This is a genomic window from Gordonia sp. 'Campus', from assembly GCF_022206305.1.
Classification (GTDB): Bacteria; Actinomycetota; Actinomycetes; order Mycobacteriales; family Mycobacteriaceae; genus Gordonia.
This window is the reverse complement of the sequence record NZ_JAKOIW010000011.1, coordinates 12,613-29,129: the sequence shown is the minus strand read 5'-3', so window position 1 is coordinate 29,129 and position 16,517 is coordinate 12,613. Positions and strand designations below refer to the sequence as shown.

Below are 16,517 nucleotides of genomic sequence, written 5' to 3'. Positions count from 1 at the left end.
CCCACCGGGCGCGCTCATCCGGCACTGTATCCCGACGCCGGTCCCGACAACGCGCCGATCGGACGGTCTTCGCACGTCCGAGGCGCGCAGATGAGATCATGGTCACCCGACACGGTGGACGCAGAAGGATACGGGGAGTGTGCACCTGTCAGTGGTCCATTCGTCTGACACGTCCCGACGACCGGACCGCCTATGATTTCCTCGAGCAAGGGGGCCCGGGTGGCAGGAACACACCGGCGGGGTGGACACCACGCCAGCACGACGACGGTCGTGCGACAGCGGGACACGAGATCGCGTGCCGCCACATCGCTGACCCTCGCAATGGTCTCGATCGTGACCATCGTCCCGACAACATTCGCCGCCGCCGACTCGGCCGGGATGATCGCCGGTGTCACCGGCGACCGGCCTGTACCGGCGTCCGCGACCACGCAACGGATCGAGGCGGCCGCCTTCGTCGACTCACCTCGGACGGGCGCGATCCTCCTGGTGGCCCCCGATGGACGTAACGGCACGCTGATCACCCGCAACCTGTCGCTGCGGGATGACCGGCAGTCCCTGATCGTCGAATACCCGCGATCGATCGGTCCGGTCGCCGCCGGCCGCTCCCACAAGATCGAACTGGTGTCCCCGACCTTCGATTCCGCGAAAACCGCTGCGATGGAAAAGAATCTGTCGGCGATGATGGCGTTCGGCGGCGTCGGGGATGATCGACCGCCCGTGATCTACACCGCGTCCGCGCAGGGCGACGAGGTGGTGGCGCCCGCGGTGGAAGACGCGTTCGGCGGCGCCGAGCTGGCCCCGCCACCGTTCGTCGTCCTCGTCGATGAGGTGCGTGAACCACCTCGGGACGTGCCGGCGCCCCGCGACCCGGTGCCGGGAGAGCGGCCGGTCGACCAGGGCGACGACTCCGTCGTCGTACCGCGTGACACCGGTGGGGATGCCACACCGGAGACCATTCCCGGCGATCGAGACCCGGGCGTTCCCCGCGGCTCTGTGCCCGACCGCGGCGACGGCCCCCCGGAGCGACCCGCCGGTGACCCGCAGTCCCCGGTCGACGAGCCGGTTTCGGATTCCGGCCGTGGCGGCGACGATCAACTGGGCACCCACGATCGGTCGGGCAGCGACGACGAGGACACCGGCCGCGACTCGGCAGGTTCGGACTCTGACGACGGCGGGGCCTGAGGTCAGACAGACCTCTCGAAGACGCACGCCAACGGTGCCGAGGTGGCCGGCGTGAGCGGTGATGTCAGCATGACCGGCGACTGCGCCATGAAACGTGGTGTGACACCCCGATGTTCGTCGGCAGCGTGCACGGTGAACGGGTGGACCAGGTAGACATCACCGGGGTTGCCCGTTGCGAAGGCGATCGGACGGTCGCGGCTCGCCTCGTCGAGAAGCGGCCCCGCATCGAAAGGGCTCATCCCGTCCTCGTCGAGGACGGTCACGCTGTCGCGGTGCGAACCGCGTCGCAGCCGTGTCGGCGCGTCGTCGGGCCCGACTTCGGACAGCAGGGTCAGCACCAGAACGGTCTGCGGACGTCCACTCACACACCATGTTCCGTCCGGACGCGGCGTGTTGGCGTCGATGTGCCATCCGCGGTCGTCGACCGTCGGCGGCACCGGGAATCGGACCGGGATGTTGCCCAGCACCCGGCGGGGCTCATACGTGCCGGGTCCGCACACCGCGTCGAGCGCCTCGGTAAGCTCCGGGCCGTCGGCAAGCGAGGCGAACGGGCCCCGGCCGGTCATGTCCGAGGCCCACTTCACCGCCTCTGTCCACCCCGACCGATCGTCTTCGGACAGCCCGAGCTGCGCCCACAGGTACATCCGCGCCTCATCGGCGACCGGGCGCAGCGCCGGGCGTTCGACTTTGACGAAACCGTCCTCGACGAAAGCCTGGATGTCGATCATGGTTGCCGATCGTCGCACCGGATCGAGTCAGGCGCGAGTCATTTTCGTCCCGCCGGTGTGCGCAGCGCCTGATCGATCAGAACCTCGGCGGCGGCGCGTGCGTCGTCGGCCGCCCGGGTGGAGCCGGCGATGGCGGCGGTGGTCTGTGCTCCCTCGGCGAGGATCGACAGCTGCGCGCCGAGACCGTCCGGAGCCCCCAGCTCCGCGACGAGGCCGGCGACGTACCGCTGGAAGTCCGCCTTCTGAGCGCGGACCGCCGACGCCACCGACGGCATCTCGGCGCCGAGTTCCCCGTACGCGTTGATGAATGCGCACCCACGGAACTCGTCGGTGTCGAACCACTTCATGAGGAAGTCGAACACGGCCAACAGCTTCTCCCGCGGGCTCGACAAACCTTCGGCACACGCGAGGATGCCGGCGTTCCACTGGCGGGTGCGGTCGTCGAGCACGGCGAGGATCAGAGCTTCCTTCGACGGGAAGAACGAGTAGATCTTCTTCAGCGACACGCCGGCGGCGTCGCGCACCTTGTCCATTCCGACAGCGTGCACCCCGTGTGCGTTGAACAACTGGTCAGCGGCACGAATCACCTGTTCACGCTGGTCTACTGCGTCGGTCACGACACTCCTCCTCGAACGAATCCGGTCCCAGGGCTTGCGCGGGGAACGATCGTTCTCTACTGTAGCAATCAGCAGCGAGAACGATCGTTCTCACCGCGCCGGACATCTACCGCTCCTTCCACACCGACCCGATCGGGTCGTCTCAGCAGAGAGAAGTGATCGCCATGGGTTACATCACCGTCGGCACCGAGAACTCGACCGACATCGAGCTGTACTACGAGGACCACGGCACCGGTCAGCCGGTTGTGCTGATCCACGGTTACCCGCTCGACGGCAACAGCTGGGAGTTGCAGGCCCGCGAGGTGATCGACGCCGGCCACCGCGTCATCACCTACGACCGCCGTGGTTTCGGCAAATCCAGCAAGGCAGGCACCGGGTACCACTACGACACCTTCGCCGCCGACCTGAACACGGTGCTGGAAACCCTCGATCTGCGCAACGTCATCCTCGTCGGATTCTCCATGGGCACAGGTGAACTCGCCCGCTACGCCAAGAACCACGGCACCGAGCGCATCGCCAAGTTCGCGTTCCTGGCGTCGCTCGAACCGTTCCTCGTCAAGACCGACGACAACCCGGAGGGCGTCGACCGCTCGGTCTTCGACGGCATCGCCGCGGCGGCCAAGCAGAATCGCTACGCCTGGTACACACAGTTCTACAAGGACTTCTACAACCTCGACGACAACCTCGGCAGCCGCATCACCCAGGAGGTCGTCGACGCCAACTGGAACACCGCCGTCGGCAGCGCACCGGTCGCGGCCTACGCAGTGGTGCCGACCTGGATCGAAGACTTCCGCGAAGATGTTGCCGCGGTTCGAGATTCGGGCAAGCCGACGCTCATCCTGCACGGCACGGCCGACAACATCCTGCCGATCGACGCCAGCGGGCGCCGCTTCCACAAGGCATTCCCGGAAGCCGATTACATCGAGATCGCCGATGCCCCCCATGGCCTGCTCTGGACTCACGCCGCCGAGGTCAACGAGGCGCTGCTGGGGTTCGTTCAGAAGTGAGCGCCCCCACTGGGGTTCGTTGAGAAGCGAGCGGCCCCCGCGCGTGAAGCAGGACGGCCGCCGGATGGTTTCCCATCCGGCGGCCGTTTGCTCACATTCTCAGCCTATTTCTCGACCGCTCCGTCGCCCGGGGCGTCGGCGTCGTCGGACGCCTCGTCATCGTTGTTGTCGGCCAACGGGTCGTAGCCGGGCACGCCTTCGAGCACAGTCAGCTCCTGGTCGATGGCGGCCGAGACCGCCTTGGCCTCGTCCTTGACCTTGCGGATGAAGTCCGACATCGCTGCTCCCTCGCTCGTCATCAGTTCGCGGCCCGAGACCGTGACCTCATGATAGGTCGCCGCGGGGCGGTCACCGCGGGGACGGGGTTCTCGCGGATGTCAGCGACGGAACATGACCGCATAGGGCTCGGACAGCGCCGGGTAGTACGCATCCCAGTCGACCGTCGCGACATCACGACCCGACTCGGCCGCCACCAGACGATCCAGGTAGTACTCCCAGCCGGGACCGACGTTCTCGGCGGATTCGGGTCGAGACATCCCCTGCGCGAAGACGAGCGTGGTCGCGCCGTCGACCTCGCTCAGATCCAACTCGAGCAGCCACACCTCGTCGCCCTGATCGCCGGGGGTCGTGGACGTCACCGCAAGCCGTTGCGGCGGTGTGCATTCCAGGATCGAGAACCGTTCGGACTCGACGTCGTCACCCTCCGCGGTCATGCGGAAATCGACCGACCCGCTCGTGGGATCGCCGGTCCATGTACCGATCCACCGTTCGAGCCGGGACGGCTCGGTGATGGCCGCCCACACGGCGTCGATCGGCGCGGCGAACGTTCGCTCGAGGACCACGTAGGGCACTCCCGCCCGGACCTCCCGGCGGCCCGTCGCCGTCATGTCGGCACTCATCCTGTCTCCTTCTTTCTGCTGCTCGAATCCGATGCCGGCCGGTTGCCGTCGTCGAAGCCCGCCTGCTCGCGCTCACGCACGGTGCGTCGTACCTCGAGATCGAGGGCATCGAGGTGGTGCTCGTCGAACCTGGGAGTGGCGGTGCCGCCGTCCACCGCGTCGAGGAACTCTCGCACCCCGTCGAGAGCCCCGGGCACGAGCTCGTAGTGACGCTCACGTCCGTGGTCCACCGCGGAGACGACGCCGGCCTCCCCCAGCAGCCGCAGATGGCGTGAGATGGCGGGCCGGCTGATCGGATGATCGGCAGCGAGGTCGACGACTCGCGCGGGCCCTCTGGCCAGCCGCGCGACGAGCGAGCGGCGGACCGGGTCGGCGATCGCCTCGAATCCGTCCACCCCCTATTGGTAACACATTGGTTACCAATAGCCAAGAGGTCCACCACCCTCGGCACGAGAGCTAGGCGACGAGGTGTCCGTCTACACGTCGACCCGGCGTTTGAGCGCGAGTCCGATCCGGGCGACCATGTCGTCCACCGCGAACTTCGGTTTCACGTTCATGTCGAGTGCCTCGCGGCAGGCGAGCACCGCCTCGACACACTGGAGCAGTTGTTCGGGTCTCGCGTAGCCGGCGAGTGGGATCGAGATGTCGTCGGCCTTGTCCGGGTGCATCGCGGTGACCTGCGCTCCCACACCGACGACGAGCGCATCGCGGAAGAGTGCGGCCAGATCGACCAGCGCACGGTCGAGGACGTCTCGGCCGACGCGCGTGGCCCGGGACTTCTGGCGCTTCTCGAGTTCTTTGAGTGCACCCGCGCTGCCACGCGGCATCCGGGCGGTGCCCTTGCCGGTACCGCCTGCTCCGAGCGCGGTCTTCATCTCCTCGGTCTCGGCCTCGTCGAGCTCCGCGCTGATCGCCTTCGCGGCCTGTTCCGCCGAGCGCACCAGCTCTTCGGCGGCGGCATACGCCGTGGAGTCCCGCGAGGCGGCGCGTGCCAGGCCCAACGCCTTCTCCCGCTGCGAACGAGCGTCGGGATCGGTCGCCAACCGACGTGCACGCCCGATGTGACCACCGCAGACCGATGCGGCCCACCGCGCCTGCTCCGGATCGAGGCCGTCGCGTTCCACCAGGACGCGTTCGATGTCGGCGGTGGTCGGCGTGACCAGCGCGACGTGCCGGCACCGCGACCGCAACGTCACCGAGATGTCCTCGGGATCGACCGACGGCGCACACAGCAGGAAAACGGTCCGCGACGGCGGCTCCTCGACGACCTTCAGCAACGCGTTGGCGGCCTGCTCGGTGAGACGGTCGGCGTCTTCGACGATGACGATCTGCCAGCGTCCGGTCCCCGGTCGGCGAGCAGCCGCCTGCACGATGTCGCGCATCGCACCGACCGCGAGGCTGAGACCCTCTGGCACGACGTGACGCACATCCGCGTGCGTCTTCGCCATCACCGTCACACAGGCGCGACACTCCCCGCAGCCGACGTTCGCGGCGTCGAGCGCCTGACACTGCAGAGCCGCCGCGAAACAGGTCGCAGCAACCGAGCGTCCGCTCCCCGGCGGCCCGGTGAAAAGCCATGAGTGGGTCATCGACGCTCGGGACCAGCCCGCGTCGACCCCCGGGATCTCGTCATCGGCGAGGAACAGGTCCGCCGACGAGCCGGCGTCGAGCCGCTGGGCCAGGGCTCGCGCGGCGCGCGCGGCGGCACGCAGATCGTCGGCGATCGCCTCTTGCCCGGTCAGTCGATCGAAGACATTCGTCACAGCAACACCCTAATCCGCAGTTCGGACACGTCTGATGCGCGGAACCGTGTTTAACGATTGCAAGCAGCCAGCTACCGTGGTCTTCGTGGTTCAACAACGGTCGCGGTGGTCAAAGGGCCTGCATCTGGCCCGATGGCTGATTCATACGCCGTGGCCGATTCTTGCGCTGGACATGTTGCGAGCCAACCTCGTGGGTGCGCTGTTCACCTTCGCGTTCCTCCGCTTCGGCATGCCGATCCAGGACTCGATCAGTCTCGACGAGATCACCGCGCTGAACCAGGTCATCTTCGCGGCCTATCTGCTCATCGCCATGGTCATCGGCGGATTCGCCAGCATCCAGCTGTCGCTTCCGGTGCTGATCTGGCATCGACGCCGGACGCGCCTCGACAACGAAGCGGCACGACGCCGCGCACTCGCCCTCCCGATGCTGCTCACGGCGGTGAACGCCGCCCTGTGGGTGGTGGGTGGAACGTTGTTCACCCTGGTCAACCTGACCGTCTCGTCGAAGAACGCGTTCATCGTCGCGATCGCCAGCACGATCGGCGCGATGGTCACGTGCGCGCTCAGCTACATGCAGGCGGAGAAGGTCCTGCGGCCGATCACCGTTGCCGCGATGGCCAACAACCCGGACAACGCGATCGCCCCGAGCGTCACCACCCGGATCACCGCATTCTGGGTGATCAGCGTGGTGGCCCCGATGCTGGTGATCATCGGGATGATCGTCCTGCACCGGCTGGGGATCATCGAGGCCGATTCGACAGGCCTGGAACGGCCCATCCTGTGGATGGCGATCTCGGCGCTCGCGTTCAGTGTGATCGCGATCGTGCGCGTCGTGGCGGCCATCAACGACCCGATCAAACAGCTTCGCCGAGCGCAGGCCCGGGTCAGCGAGAACGACCTCAACGTCGCGGTGAAGATCTACGACGGCAGCGATCTGGGTCTGCTGCAGGCCGGGTTCAACGACATGGTCGCCGACCTCCGCGAACGCCAACAGCTCCGCAACCTGTTCGGCCGGTATGTCGGCGAGGACGTCGCCCGACGGGCCATCGAGACGGGCACCGAACTGGGCGGCGAGGAACGCTACGTCGGAGTGCTGTTCGTCGACATCGTCGGTTCGACGCGCTTGGCCGTCAACCGGCCGCCACGCGAGATCGTCGAACTGCTCAACGAGTTCTTCCGGGTGGTCGTCGGCGTGGTCGGACGGCACGGCGGCTTCGTCAACAAGTTCCAGGGTGACGCGGCGCTGGCCATCTTCGGGGCGCCGCTCGACCTCGACGACTTCGCGGGGCGCGCACTCGCGTCGGCGCGCGAACTCCGTGCCGAACTGTACGAGACGCTCGGCGACACCGACATCGGTATCGGGGTGTCGGCAGGCAAGGCGATCGCCGGTCACATCGGCGCGGAGCAGCGCCTCGAGTACACCGTGATCGGCGACCCGGTCAACGAGGCCGCACGTCTCACCGAACTCGCCAAAGACGAGCCCACGCGCGTCCTCGGATCGGCGCGTGCGGTGTTCCTCGCCTCCCACCAGGAGGCCGAGCACTGGGAGATCGGCGAAGGCGTCGAACTCCGCGGCCGTGGCATCGAGACGCTCCTCGCGCGGCCGCACCTGGAACCGCATCGGCAGGATTGACACACGGGGGTCACCGGCCCCCGTGCCGCGCCCGCCGGAACCTCCCGCGATGCCGTCTACATCTCGCCGATCAAATCTGAACAGCGGGACGGAGATACGGCCTCGGGAAGCTCCGCGGGTCGGGCACTACTCGGCCGGCGGGGTCGCCTTCTTGGCCGCCGTCTTCTTGGCGGTGGTCTTCTTCGCCGTCGTCTTCTTCGCCGCGGTCTTCTTGGCGGTCGTCTTCTTCGCCGCGGTCTTCTTCGCGGTCGTCTTCTTGGCTGCGGCCTTCTTGGTCGTCTTCTTCGCGGCCTTCTTGGCCGGACCGCGGGCCCGGCGATCGGCGAGCAACTCCATCGCGCGTTCGGGCGTGATCGTGGCGACCTCGTCACCCTTGCGCAGGCTGGCGTTGGTCTCACCGTCGGTCACGTACGGGCCGAAACGCCCGTCCTTGATGACCATCGGCTTGCCGCTGACCTCGTCGTCCTTGCCCAGTTCGCGCAGCGGCGGTGCAGCGGCCTGCCGGCCGCGTCGCTTGGGCTCGGCATAGATCTTGAGCGCCTCGTCGAGCGTGATCTCGAAGAGCTGCTCCTCACTGCCGAGTGAGCGGGAGTCCGAACCCTTCTTCAGGTACGGCCCATAACGGCCGTTCTGAGCGGTGATCTCGTCGCCGGACTCGGGGTCGACGCCGACGACGCGTGGCAGCGACAGCAGCTTGAGGGCGTCCTCAAGGCTCACCGTCGAGATGTCCATGGTCTTGAACAGCGACCCGGTGCGCGGTTTCGGCCCGGCCTTCTTCGCGGCCTTCTTGGCGGTCTTCTTCGCCGCGGGCTTGGTCTTGGTGGCCGTGCCGCCACCCGGGGTGTCCAGCGGGACGACGTCGGCGTCGCCCGAGTCCGAACCGCCTGCGCCACTGCCGGAACCGCCGTCACGCGGGGTCGGGCCGGCCGGGATCGTGACCGGCGCATCGCCGTCGTCGTCATCGTCGTCCGACGGCAGGATCTCGGTCACGTACGGACCGAAACGTCCTTCCTTGGCGACGATCTCGTGACCCGTCGCCGGGTCGGTGCCGAGGGAACGACCCTCTTGCGGTGTGGCGAACAGCTTTTCCGCGATCGCGAGAGTCAGCTCGTCCGGGGTGATGTCGGCAGGCAGGTTGGCCCGCTGCAGGTCCGGCTCGGCGTCGGGCGACGTGGCGACATTGCGTTCCAGGTACGGCCCGAAACGGCCCACCCGCACATAGATCGGGCGGCCTTCCTCGTCGTCGAACAGGCGAATCGAGTTCACCTGCCGCGCATCGATCTCTTCGAGATTGACGCCGACGAGCTTCTTCAGACCACCATGCTGTGCGATCGCCGACTGGGCAGAACGGCTTTCGCCCTCCGCATCGCTGCCGTCCTCACCGAAGTAGAACCCCGACAACCACTTCGTCCGGTTCTCGTTGCCGGTGGCGATCTGGTCGAGATCATCTTCGAGGGTCGCCGTGAAGTCGTAGTCGACGAGGTTCTCGAAATACGCCTCGAGCAGACCGACGACCGCGAAGGCGATCCACGACGGCACGAGCGCATTGCCCTTCTTCACCACGTAACCGCGGTCCTGGATCGTGCCGATGATCGAAGCGTACGTCGACGGCCTGCCGATGCCGAGCTCCTCGAGGACCTTCACCAGCGAGGCCTCGGTGAAACGCGCGGGCGGATTGGTCGAGTGACCGTCGGCGGTCAGGTCGGTCGCGGTGAGCGCCTGCCCCTCCGTCAGCTGCGGGAGGCGGTTCTCGGCGTCGTCGGCCTGACCGCCGGTCTGCTCGTCGACCGTCTCGACGTATGCGGACAGGAAGCCGGGGAAGGTGATCGTGCGACCCGATGCCGCGAACGTCGCGCGCTCGCCGGTGGAGGCGGTGCCCGCGATCCGCAGACTGAGAGTCGTGCCCTTGGCATCGGCCATCTGCGAGGCGACGGTGCGCTGCCAGATGAGCTCGTAGAGACGGAACTCGTCGGACTCGAGCTGGCCGGCGACCTGCCCCGGGGTGCGGAAGGTCTCGCCCGCCGGGCGGATTGCCTCGTGCGCTTCCTGAGCGTTCTTGACCTTTCGGGTGTACTGCCGGGGCGTGGGGTGGACGAAGTTGTCGCCGTAGAGCTCACGAGCCTGCGCGCGGGCGGCGTTGATCGCCGACTCGCTCAGGCTCGTCGAGTCCGTACGCATGTAGGTGATGAAACCGTTCTCGTACAGCCGCTGGGCGATGCGCATGGTGCGGTCGGAGGTGAACCGCAGCTTGCGGCCGGCCTCCTGCTGCAGCGTCGACGTCATGAACGGCGCGTACGGGCGACGGGTGTAGGGCTTCTCCTCCACCGAGGTCACACTCATCGCCGCACCGCGCAGACCGGCAGCCAGACTCTCGGCGCGGTCGGCGTCGAGGACGATGACGCCGTCGGACTTCTTCAGTTCACCCGTGGACTCGAAGTCGCGTCCGGTGGCCACACGTGCGTCGTCGACGTTGACCAGTCGCGCCTTGAAGGTCTGCGGGTTCGAGTCGTCGGTGCTCTCGGCGTCCATCGTCGCGGAGATGTCCCAGTATTCGGCCGACACGAACGCCATGCGCTCGCGCTCCCGCTCGACGATGATGCGGGTCGCGACGGACTGCACCCGGCCCGCCGACAGCTTCGGCATGACCTTCTTCCACAGCACCGGCGATACCTCGTAGCCGTAGAGGCGGTCGAGGATGCGGCGCGTTTCCTGCGCGTCGACGAGGTCGATGTCGAGGTCACGGGGATTCTCGGCGGCCGCGCGGATCGCCGGCTCGGTGATCTCGTGGAAGACCATCCGCTTGACCGGGATCTTGGGCTTCAGCGTCTCGAGCAGGTGCCATGCGATGGCCTCCCCCTCGCGGTCACCGTCGGTGGCGAGGTAGAGCTCGTCGACATCCTTCATCAGCGCCTTCAGTTCGCTGACAGTCGCCTTCTTGTCCGGGGACACCACGTACAGCGGCTCGAAGTTGTCGTCGACGTTCACGCCGAGACGTGCCCAGGACTGACCCTTGTACTTGGCCGGGACGTCGGCCGCGCCACGCGGGAGGTCGCGGATGTGCCCGCGGGAGGACTCCACCACATAGTTCGACCCGAGGTAGCCGGCGATCTTGCGGGCCTTGGTCGGGGACTCGACGATCACGAGGCGTCGGGTGCCCCCACTCGAGCGGGATGCGGTGCTGGTCTCTGCCACCGGGGCGTCCTTTGGTTGACTGGGTGGAGAACTTTCCTGCGTGTCAGTTCAGGTGCGTTCGTTGGGTTTGTACCTTATGTATAGCGCCGTTTGCACATCAGAATTCCGTGGCGGAGCTGTCCACACCGTCGGCAGCCTACCGACCGCAGGCGTTTCGCCAGCTCAGAGCGTTGCCAGTTGAGATCGCTAATGTTCGTCCACCGGAGGCCAGTCCGCGACGGCCTCAGCGGACGGCGGTGGTCCGACGTACTCGTGCAGACGGGTCAGACGACGATGTCCGGCGATCCGCAGCGCCGGCGACTGCCCCCGCGTACCGACGAGCGTGGGCGCGATCCCCACGCGCATCAGCGCGGTGGCCAGAGCGGCGTGTGAGTCGGGGGCGTGCGGGTCCAGACCGAGCTGGTAGCGGCCGTCGTCGGAGTGTCCGGCTGCGATCACCCAGAGCCGCAGAGCGCGGTAGGTCGGGACCCAACCGGCGGGCATCGCCTTGACCGCGCCCGCCGACCAGGCCCGGTGCAGCGCGTCGAGTTCGTGGCATGCCGCGGTACGTGCCAACGGGGTGCCCTCGTCCGACGTGGTCACCTCGGCGTCGAGCCCGGCGGCGCGCATCTCCTCGACGATGTGCGTGGCCCGCCACCTGTCTGCGACCACGATCGAGACCCGCGTACCGGAATCGGAACGCACGGCTTGCCCGTGCGCGGCGAGCAGGCCCGCGAGATCGGTGTACGCGGGCTGTTCGGTCTCCGCAGAGAAGAAGGACAACTGGCCCACGGATCGAGGTTATGTCGTCTGGGGCCCGCGGGCGCGCTTTCCGACGGCGGTTCGCTCCACCGAAAAACACGAGATCGGCGGTCACCTGGCCGTCGAACCGGGCCCGCACACAACAAACCGCTCCCGCCTCGACGAATCAAGACGGGAGCGGTGGTTTGCCCCGACTGCGCTCAGCAGTCACGCGGGGGACTCTCAGACGGCGCGGACGCCAGTGGCCTGCGGCCCTTTGGTGCCCTGACCGACCTCGAACTCCACCCGCTGGTTCTCCTCGAGGGTGCGGAAACCGGCACCCTGGATCTCGGAATAGTGGACGAACACGTCGTCGGAACCCTCATCAGGCGCGATGAAGCCGAAGCCCTTTTCCGCGTTGAACCACTTCACAGTTCCCTGTGCCATTCTTGCAATCCTTTACATATCAACTGTCGCGACGCGATGGGTCATCGCGTCGTGGCCGGTTGACCGCCATACCTCAAAGAGCCCCGCGAAGATCTGCTTCGATCCGCCAAACTAACCTCAGTACCACGGCTGCAACGCGCTTGTCGCCCACCCGGAGGTGGGTCGCGAAAGCTGCGGCCGCGAACAGTCAATCATGTTCACCCCACCAGCGATAGTCGCTCGAACCAAAGAGAGTGAAAACCTCGTCAAACTTCAGCCCGACGACATCAGTCGGTAACACCGCGAGCGGCCGAACCCGGCCGCATCGACACTATTTCGAAGAGTTTCCACGAGAAGATGCAGTACTCCACATTCGGGACGGGGCTACTCGCCCGGACCCTCGCCGGCTCCGACGCCGATCCGTCACCGCTGACCCACCTCTCGGTAATTTCCTCGCGCCCAGCATCTTTCGCGGAGTGGCCGGACTGGGTGCCGCGGGCGCTGCGCGCGGCCTATGCGGACAACGGCATCGATTCGTTGTGGACGCACCAGGTGCGAGCGGCCGACGAGGCATTCCGGGGAAACCATGTAGCTATTTGTACGGGTACCGCATCCGGCAAATCCCTGTCTTATCAAATGCCCATTCTGACGGCATTGCTGAACGAGAACAATGCGACCGCGCTTTACCTGGCTCCGACAAAGGCGCTCGGGGCCGATCAGATCCGTTCGGTCACCTCGGTCATCGCCGGCCGCCCCGAGTTCGGGCACCTGCAGCCCTGCGCGTACGACGGCGACACCGATCCCGAGATCCGGCAGTGGGCGCGAGCGCACTCGCGCTGGATCTTCACCAACCCCGACATGCTGCACATCGGCATCCTGTCCCACCACCACCGCTGGCGGCAGTTCTTCCGGCATCTGCGCTTCATCGTCGTCGACGAGTGCCACCACTACCGAGGAGTGTTCGGGTCGCATACCGCCCTGGTCATGCGGCGTCTGCTCCGGATCGCCCGAGCCGCGGGCGCGAACCCGACCGTCATCGGAGCGAGCGCCACGGTCGCACAACCCGCTGAAGCGCTGGGACGACTGATCGGCGAACCGGCCGTCGCGGTGACCGAGGACGGTTCCCCGCGCGGCGAACGCACCGTCGCCCTGTGGGAACCCGATTTCCTGCCGGTGATCACCGGAGAGAACGGCGCACCCGTCCGACGATCCGCGGGAGCCGAATCCGCGCGCCTGCTGGCCGATTTCGTGGTCGAAGGCGCGCGGACCCTGTGTTTCGCGCGGAGTCGCCGAGGCGTCGAGCTCACCGCGTTGAGTGCCCGGCACCTGCTGTCGCAGAGCGCCCCCGAACTCGAGTCCCGCGTCGGCGCCTATCGGGCGGGCTATCTCGCCGACGACCGGCGCCGTCTCGAGAAGGCGATCTCCGACGGGGAGCTTCTCGGGGTGGCGACGACCAACGCGCTCGAGCTCGGCGTCGACATCAGCGGCCTGGACGCGGTGATCGTGAGTGGCTACCCCGGCACCGTCGCCTCGTTCTGGCAGCAGGCCGGCCGCGCCGGGCGCCAGCGCGAGTCCGGGGACTCCCTGGTCGTGCTCGTCGCTCGTGACGATCCCCTCGACACCTACCTGGTGCACCATCCGGAATCGCTTCTCGGCAAGCCCGTCGAGGCCACGGTGACCGACCCCGCCAACCCCTACATCCTCGGCCCACATCTCCTGTGTGCGGCGATGGAGAAGCCGTTGTCGGAGAGGGAAATCGACGCGTGGGACGCCCGCGAGGTCGCGGAAACACTGGCAGCCGAGGGGCTTCTGCGCAATCGCAAGTCGGGCTGGTACGTCACCGCAGGCGTCGAACCACACGCCGACGTCGACATCCGGGGCGGCATCGGCGGGCAGGTGCTCATCGTCGACACGACCACGTCTCAGCTGCTGGGCACCGTCGACACCGGCCGGGCGATGTCGACGGTGCACCCGGGTGCGGTCCACATCCATCAGGGCGAGACGTACCTCGTCGACGAGCTCGACCTCGATGACGGACTCGCGCTGGCACATCCGGAGGACCCGGACTGGACCACCTCGGCCCGCGAGACCACCGACATCACCATCACCTCGACTCTCGCCAGCCGCCGGTTCGGCCCGTTGACCGTCGCCTTCGTCGAGGTCGACGTGACGCATCAGGTGGTCGGGTATCTGCGCACGCTCCGCACCGGCGAGGTGCTCGACGCCGTCGAACTCGACATGCCCGAGCAGACGCTGCACACCCGCGCGGTGATGTACACGCTCACCCCGGAGGCGCTCGCCGACGCCGGCATCGACGAGACGCGCCTCCCGGGTTCGCTGCACGCGGCCGAACACGCCGCGATAGGTCTCCTTCCGCTCGTGGCCACCTGCGACCGCTGGGACATCGGCGGGCTCTCCACCGACCTGCACCCCGATACCGGGCTGCCCACCGTGTTCGTCTACGACGGCTACATGGGTGGTGCGGGTTTCGCCGAGCGCGGCCACTCGGCCTTCCTGACCTGGATCGATGCCACCCGGGACGCGGTCGCGAGCTGCGGATGCGAGAGCGGGTGCCCGTCGTGCGTGCAGAGTCCCAAGTGCGGGAACGGTAACGATCCCCTCGACAAGAACGGCGCAGTCGCCGTCCTCGAACTGCTGCGTCGGGAATACTTGGCCCATGCATGACGAGGCATCGGACCGGGGGATCTACACGCAGCGTCAGATCCCCCGGCCGTCGCGCGCCTTCTTCCTACTCGCCCGGCCGACGCAGGACACCGACAATCTGCCGTCCTCCATCGGCGAGCGTGACGTGTTCTTCTCCGAGGAGGAGGCACTTGACGCTCTCGACCTGCACTACGCCTGGTGCGCCGCACGATCCGGGGGTTTCACCGATGTGGTGACGACCGCTCAGTGGTACCTGCAGACCGCGATGGTCGGGCCGCGGGTCACCGCCTCACTCGGTGAGGTGTATCTCGCTTCCTCCGATGCACAGTCCGGCGAAACGTGGGCTGCGGCCGGCGGATTCTTGACCGAGGGCGAGCTCATCCATTGGTCGTCGTTCGTCCGGTCGGCGCGGTCGTGGATCCCGATGAACACGGGCACCGAACCCCTCGAGCTCGCCTACCGCGGCGACACCGACGTTCACTTTCACCAACTGTGGTTCGCTCCCATGCAATCCATGCGCGTGTATCCGAAGCGGATCGTCGTCGGCGAGGACGACTGAGACGCGGGCGTCACGCCACCGGTCCGGCCCGCGCCTGTGCGGTCGCAGCACGAATCCCGAAGCCGCCAAGGTCGACCGGGATGCGGACCGTGACCACCACGTCCTCACCGTCGATCCGGCACCCGACCAGTTCGGCAGGGGGCCGCTGCATCCCCGCCAGGTCGCGCGCGTTCCGACACGGGTCGGCTCCCCCGCCGGCATGCTCGATCGCTGCGGCCAGTGCGGCCAGGTCGGCCGCCGACTGCGCGCGGTGACGGGCCAGCACCGCTCCCCCGACGTAGATCACCAGGACGAGAACCGCTGCCAGCGCCGCTATGCCGAACGCGCCGAGGATCGTGGCGTTCCCGCTCTCATCGGCCAGCAGCCCGGGACGGGCGCTCATCGTTCCACACCCGGTGCGAACATCACCTGGTCCTGCCCACCGGGCTCCTTCGCCGCGACCGCCGAGGCGGACAGCGTGAGACCGGGTAACAGCGCGACCCCGGTCCGCACCTCGACGATCACGTGATCCCCGCTCTCGGAGATCGACATTCGCGCGGAGTCACCCGCCACCCGGCGGGCCGTGTCCCGGGCGGACGGGTCCCCCGCGGCGGTCAATCGTGCGGCCTCGCGGGCGGCGTCGGCGCAGCGGATCTGCGCCGTCACCCCGGCGATCGCCCCGACGGCGAGGAGCACCACGACGACGATCGCCGCGATGGCGTACGCGGCCTCGACCGTCACCATTCCCGCCTCGTCGACGACCACGCGTCGACGAGACACGGTGCCACTCAGACGCCGCCGCAGCGTGTCGCGGAGTCTCATCAGCCGACCGAGGTGTTGAGAGCCTTCCCGATGATCCCCGTCAGGGCGCTCACGATGTTGTCACCGGTCACGACCGTGTAGAGGATGGCCCCGAACGCCGCCGCAGCGATGGTGCCGATCGCGTACTCGGCGGTCGACATCCCGTCTTCGTCCGTGACGAGCCGGGTCATGTGCGCGCCGAGCCGGTCGAGCACCCCGGGCGTTCCGAACGCGTCCGGTTCGACCACGGCAACCGGCGCGGTATCGGCGTCGTGGTTGCGGATCATGATGGGTGGCATGGCTTCTCCTACGGGAGTCGATGGGATGTTGCAGTTACTTGGACGCAC

17 protein-coding genes are annotated in these 16,517 nt (G+C 67.5%); 5 read left to right on the top strand and 12 right to left on the bottom strand.

Annotation, left to right across the window (positions count from 1 at the left end):
- Window positions 1-333: 333 nt before the first annotated feature.
- Entirely contained in the window at window positions 334-1,182 is an 849-nt protein-coding gene (locus tag MAY35_RS13030; RefSeq protein ID WP_238421717.1) for a hypothetical protein, read from the top strand.
- 2 nt (window positions 1,183-1,184) lie between these two features.
- On the opposite strand, the gene MAY35_RS13025 is transcribed toward MAY35_RS13030, so the two are convergent.
- Entirely contained in the window at window positions 1,185-1,910 is a 726-nt protein-coding gene (locus MAY35_RS13025) for a phytanoyl-CoA dioxygenase family protein (RefSeq protein ID WP_238421716.1), read from the bottom strand.
- 38 nt (window positions 1,911-1,948) lie between these two features.
- Window positions 1,949-2,527 (bottom strand): TetR/AcrR family transcriptional regulator, encoded by a 579-nt coding sequence (locus MAY35_RS13020; RefSeq protein ID WP_238421715.1) that lies wholly within the window; start codon window positions 2,525-2,527, stop codon window positions 1,949-1,951.
- A gap of 164 nt (window positions 2,528-2,691) precedes the next feature.
- On the opposite strand from MAY35_RS13020, the gene MAY35_RS13015 reads away from it, so the two are divergent.
- A complete protein-coding gene (locus MAY35_RS13015; protein WP_238421714.1) occupies window positions 2,692-3,534 on the top strand; it encodes an alpha/beta fold hydrolase in 843 nt (280 codons plus the stop codon).
- A gap of 104 nt (window positions 3,535-3,638) precedes the next feature.
- On the opposite strand, the gene MAY35_RS13010 is transcribed toward MAY35_RS13015, so the two are convergent.
- From MAY35_RS13010 to MAY35_RS12995, 4 genes are all read right to left on the bottom strand, one after another.
- Entirely contained in the window at window positions 3,639-3,812 is a 174-nt protein-coding gene (locus MAY35_RS13010) for a hypothetical protein (protein WP_238421713.1), read from the bottom strand.
- A 99-nt stretch (window positions 3,813-3,911) separates the two neighbouring features.
- Window positions 3,912-4,433 carry an SRPBCC family protein gene (locus MAY35_RS13005; RefSeq protein ID WP_238421712.1) on the bottom strand — a complete coding sequence of 174 codons (522 nt, stop codon included), beginning with the start codon at window positions 4,431-4,433 and terminating at the stop codon, window positions 3,912-3,914.
- Window positions 4,430-4,828, bottom strand: coding sequence for a helix-turn-helix transcriptional regulator (locus MAY35_RS13000; RefSeq protein ID WP_238421711.1), 399 nt, complete (start codon window positions 4,826-4,828; stop codon window positions 4,430-4,432). Before MAY35_RS13000 ends, MAY35_RS13005 begins: the two co-directional genes overlap by 4 nt.
- 81 nt (window positions 4,829-4,909) lie before the next feature.
- Window positions 4,910-6,196: a DNA polymerase III subunit delta' gene (locus tag MAY35_RS12995; RefSeq protein ID WP_238421710.1), complete on the bottom strand. Its 1,287-nt coding sequence runs from the start codon at window positions 6,194-6,196 to the stop codon at window positions 4,910-4,912.
- Between the two features lie 172 nt (window positions 6,197-6,368).
- Here MAY35_RS12995 and MAY35_RS12990 point away from each other — a divergent pair, with 172 nt between their 5' ends.
- Window positions 6,369-7,829: an adenylate/guanylate cyclase domain-containing protein gene (locus MAY35_RS12990; RefSeq protein WP_238421883.1), complete on the top strand. Its 1,461-nt coding sequence runs from the start codon at window positions 6,369-6,371 to the stop codon at window positions 7,827-7,829.
- Between the two features lie 126 nt (window positions 7,830-7,955).
- On the opposite strand, the gene topA is transcribed toward MAY35_RS12990, so the two are convergent.
- The 3 genes from topA to MAY35_RS12975 form a co-directional block, all read right to left on the bottom strand.
- Entirely contained in the window at window positions 7,956-11,021 is a 3,066-nt protein-coding gene (topA, locus tag MAY35_RS12985) for a type I DNA topoisomerase (protein WP_238421709.1), read from the bottom strand.
- Between the two features lie 186 nt (window positions 11,022-11,207).
- The gene (locus tag MAY35_RS12980) at window positions 11,208-11,792 is read right to left on the bottom strand and encodes a hypothetical protein (protein WP_238421708.1); all 585 of its coding nucleotides are present in this window, start codon (window positions 11,790-11,792) and stop codon (window positions 11,208-11,210) included.
- A gap of 192 nt (window positions 11,793-11,984) precedes the next feature.
- Window positions 11,985-12,188, bottom strand: coding sequence for a cold-shock protein (locus MAY35_RS12975; protein WP_006359048.1), 204 nt, complete (start codon window positions 12,186-12,188; stop codon window positions 11,985-11,987).
- A gap of 336 nt (window positions 12,189-12,524) precedes the next feature.
- Here MAY35_RS12975 and MAY35_RS12970 point away from each other — a divergent pair, with 336 nt between their 5' ends.
- Both MAY35_RS12970 and MAY35_RS12965 read left to right on the top strand, forming a co-directional pair.
- The gene (locus tag MAY35_RS12970; protein WP_238421707.1) at window positions 12,525-14,852 is read left to right on the top strand and encodes a DEAD/DEAH box helicase; all 2,328 of its coding nucleotides are present in this window, start codon (window positions 12,525-12,527) and stop codon (window positions 14,850-14,852) included.
- A complete protein-coding gene (locus tag MAY35_RS12965) occupies window positions 14,845-15,390 on the top strand; it encodes a hypothetical protein (RefSeq protein ID WP_238421706.1) in 546 nt (181 codons plus the stop codon). The genes MAY35_RS12970 and MAY35_RS12965 overlap by 8 nt, the downstream gene beginning before the upstream one ends.
- A 10-nt stretch (window positions 15,391-15,400) precedes the next feature.
- Here MAY35_RS12965 and MAY35_RS12960 read toward each other — a convergent pair whose 3' ends face one another.
- From MAY35_RS12960 to MAY35_RS12950, 3 genes are all read right to left on the bottom strand, one after another.
- Entirely contained in the window at window positions 15,401-15,772 is a 372-nt protein-coding gene (locus MAY35_RS12960) for an Rv3654c family TadE-like protein (protein WP_238421705.1), read from the bottom strand.
- Window positions 15,769-16,113 carry a TadE family type IV pilus minor pilin gene (locus MAY35_RS12955; RefSeq protein ID WP_238421882.1) on the bottom strand — a complete coding sequence of 115 codons (345 nt, stop codon included), beginning with the start codon at window positions 16,111-16,113 and terminating at the stop codon, window positions 15,769-15,771. Before MAY35_RS12955 ends, MAY35_RS12960 begins: the two co-directional genes overlap by 4 nt.
- A 77-nt stretch (window positions 16,114-16,190) precedes the next feature.
- Entirely contained in the window at window positions 16,191-16,361 is a 171-nt protein-coding gene (locus tag MAY35_RS12950; RefSeq protein WP_238421881.1) for a DUF4244 domain-containing protein, read from the bottom strand.
- Between the last annotated feature and the right edge of the window lie 156 nt (window positions 16,362-16,517).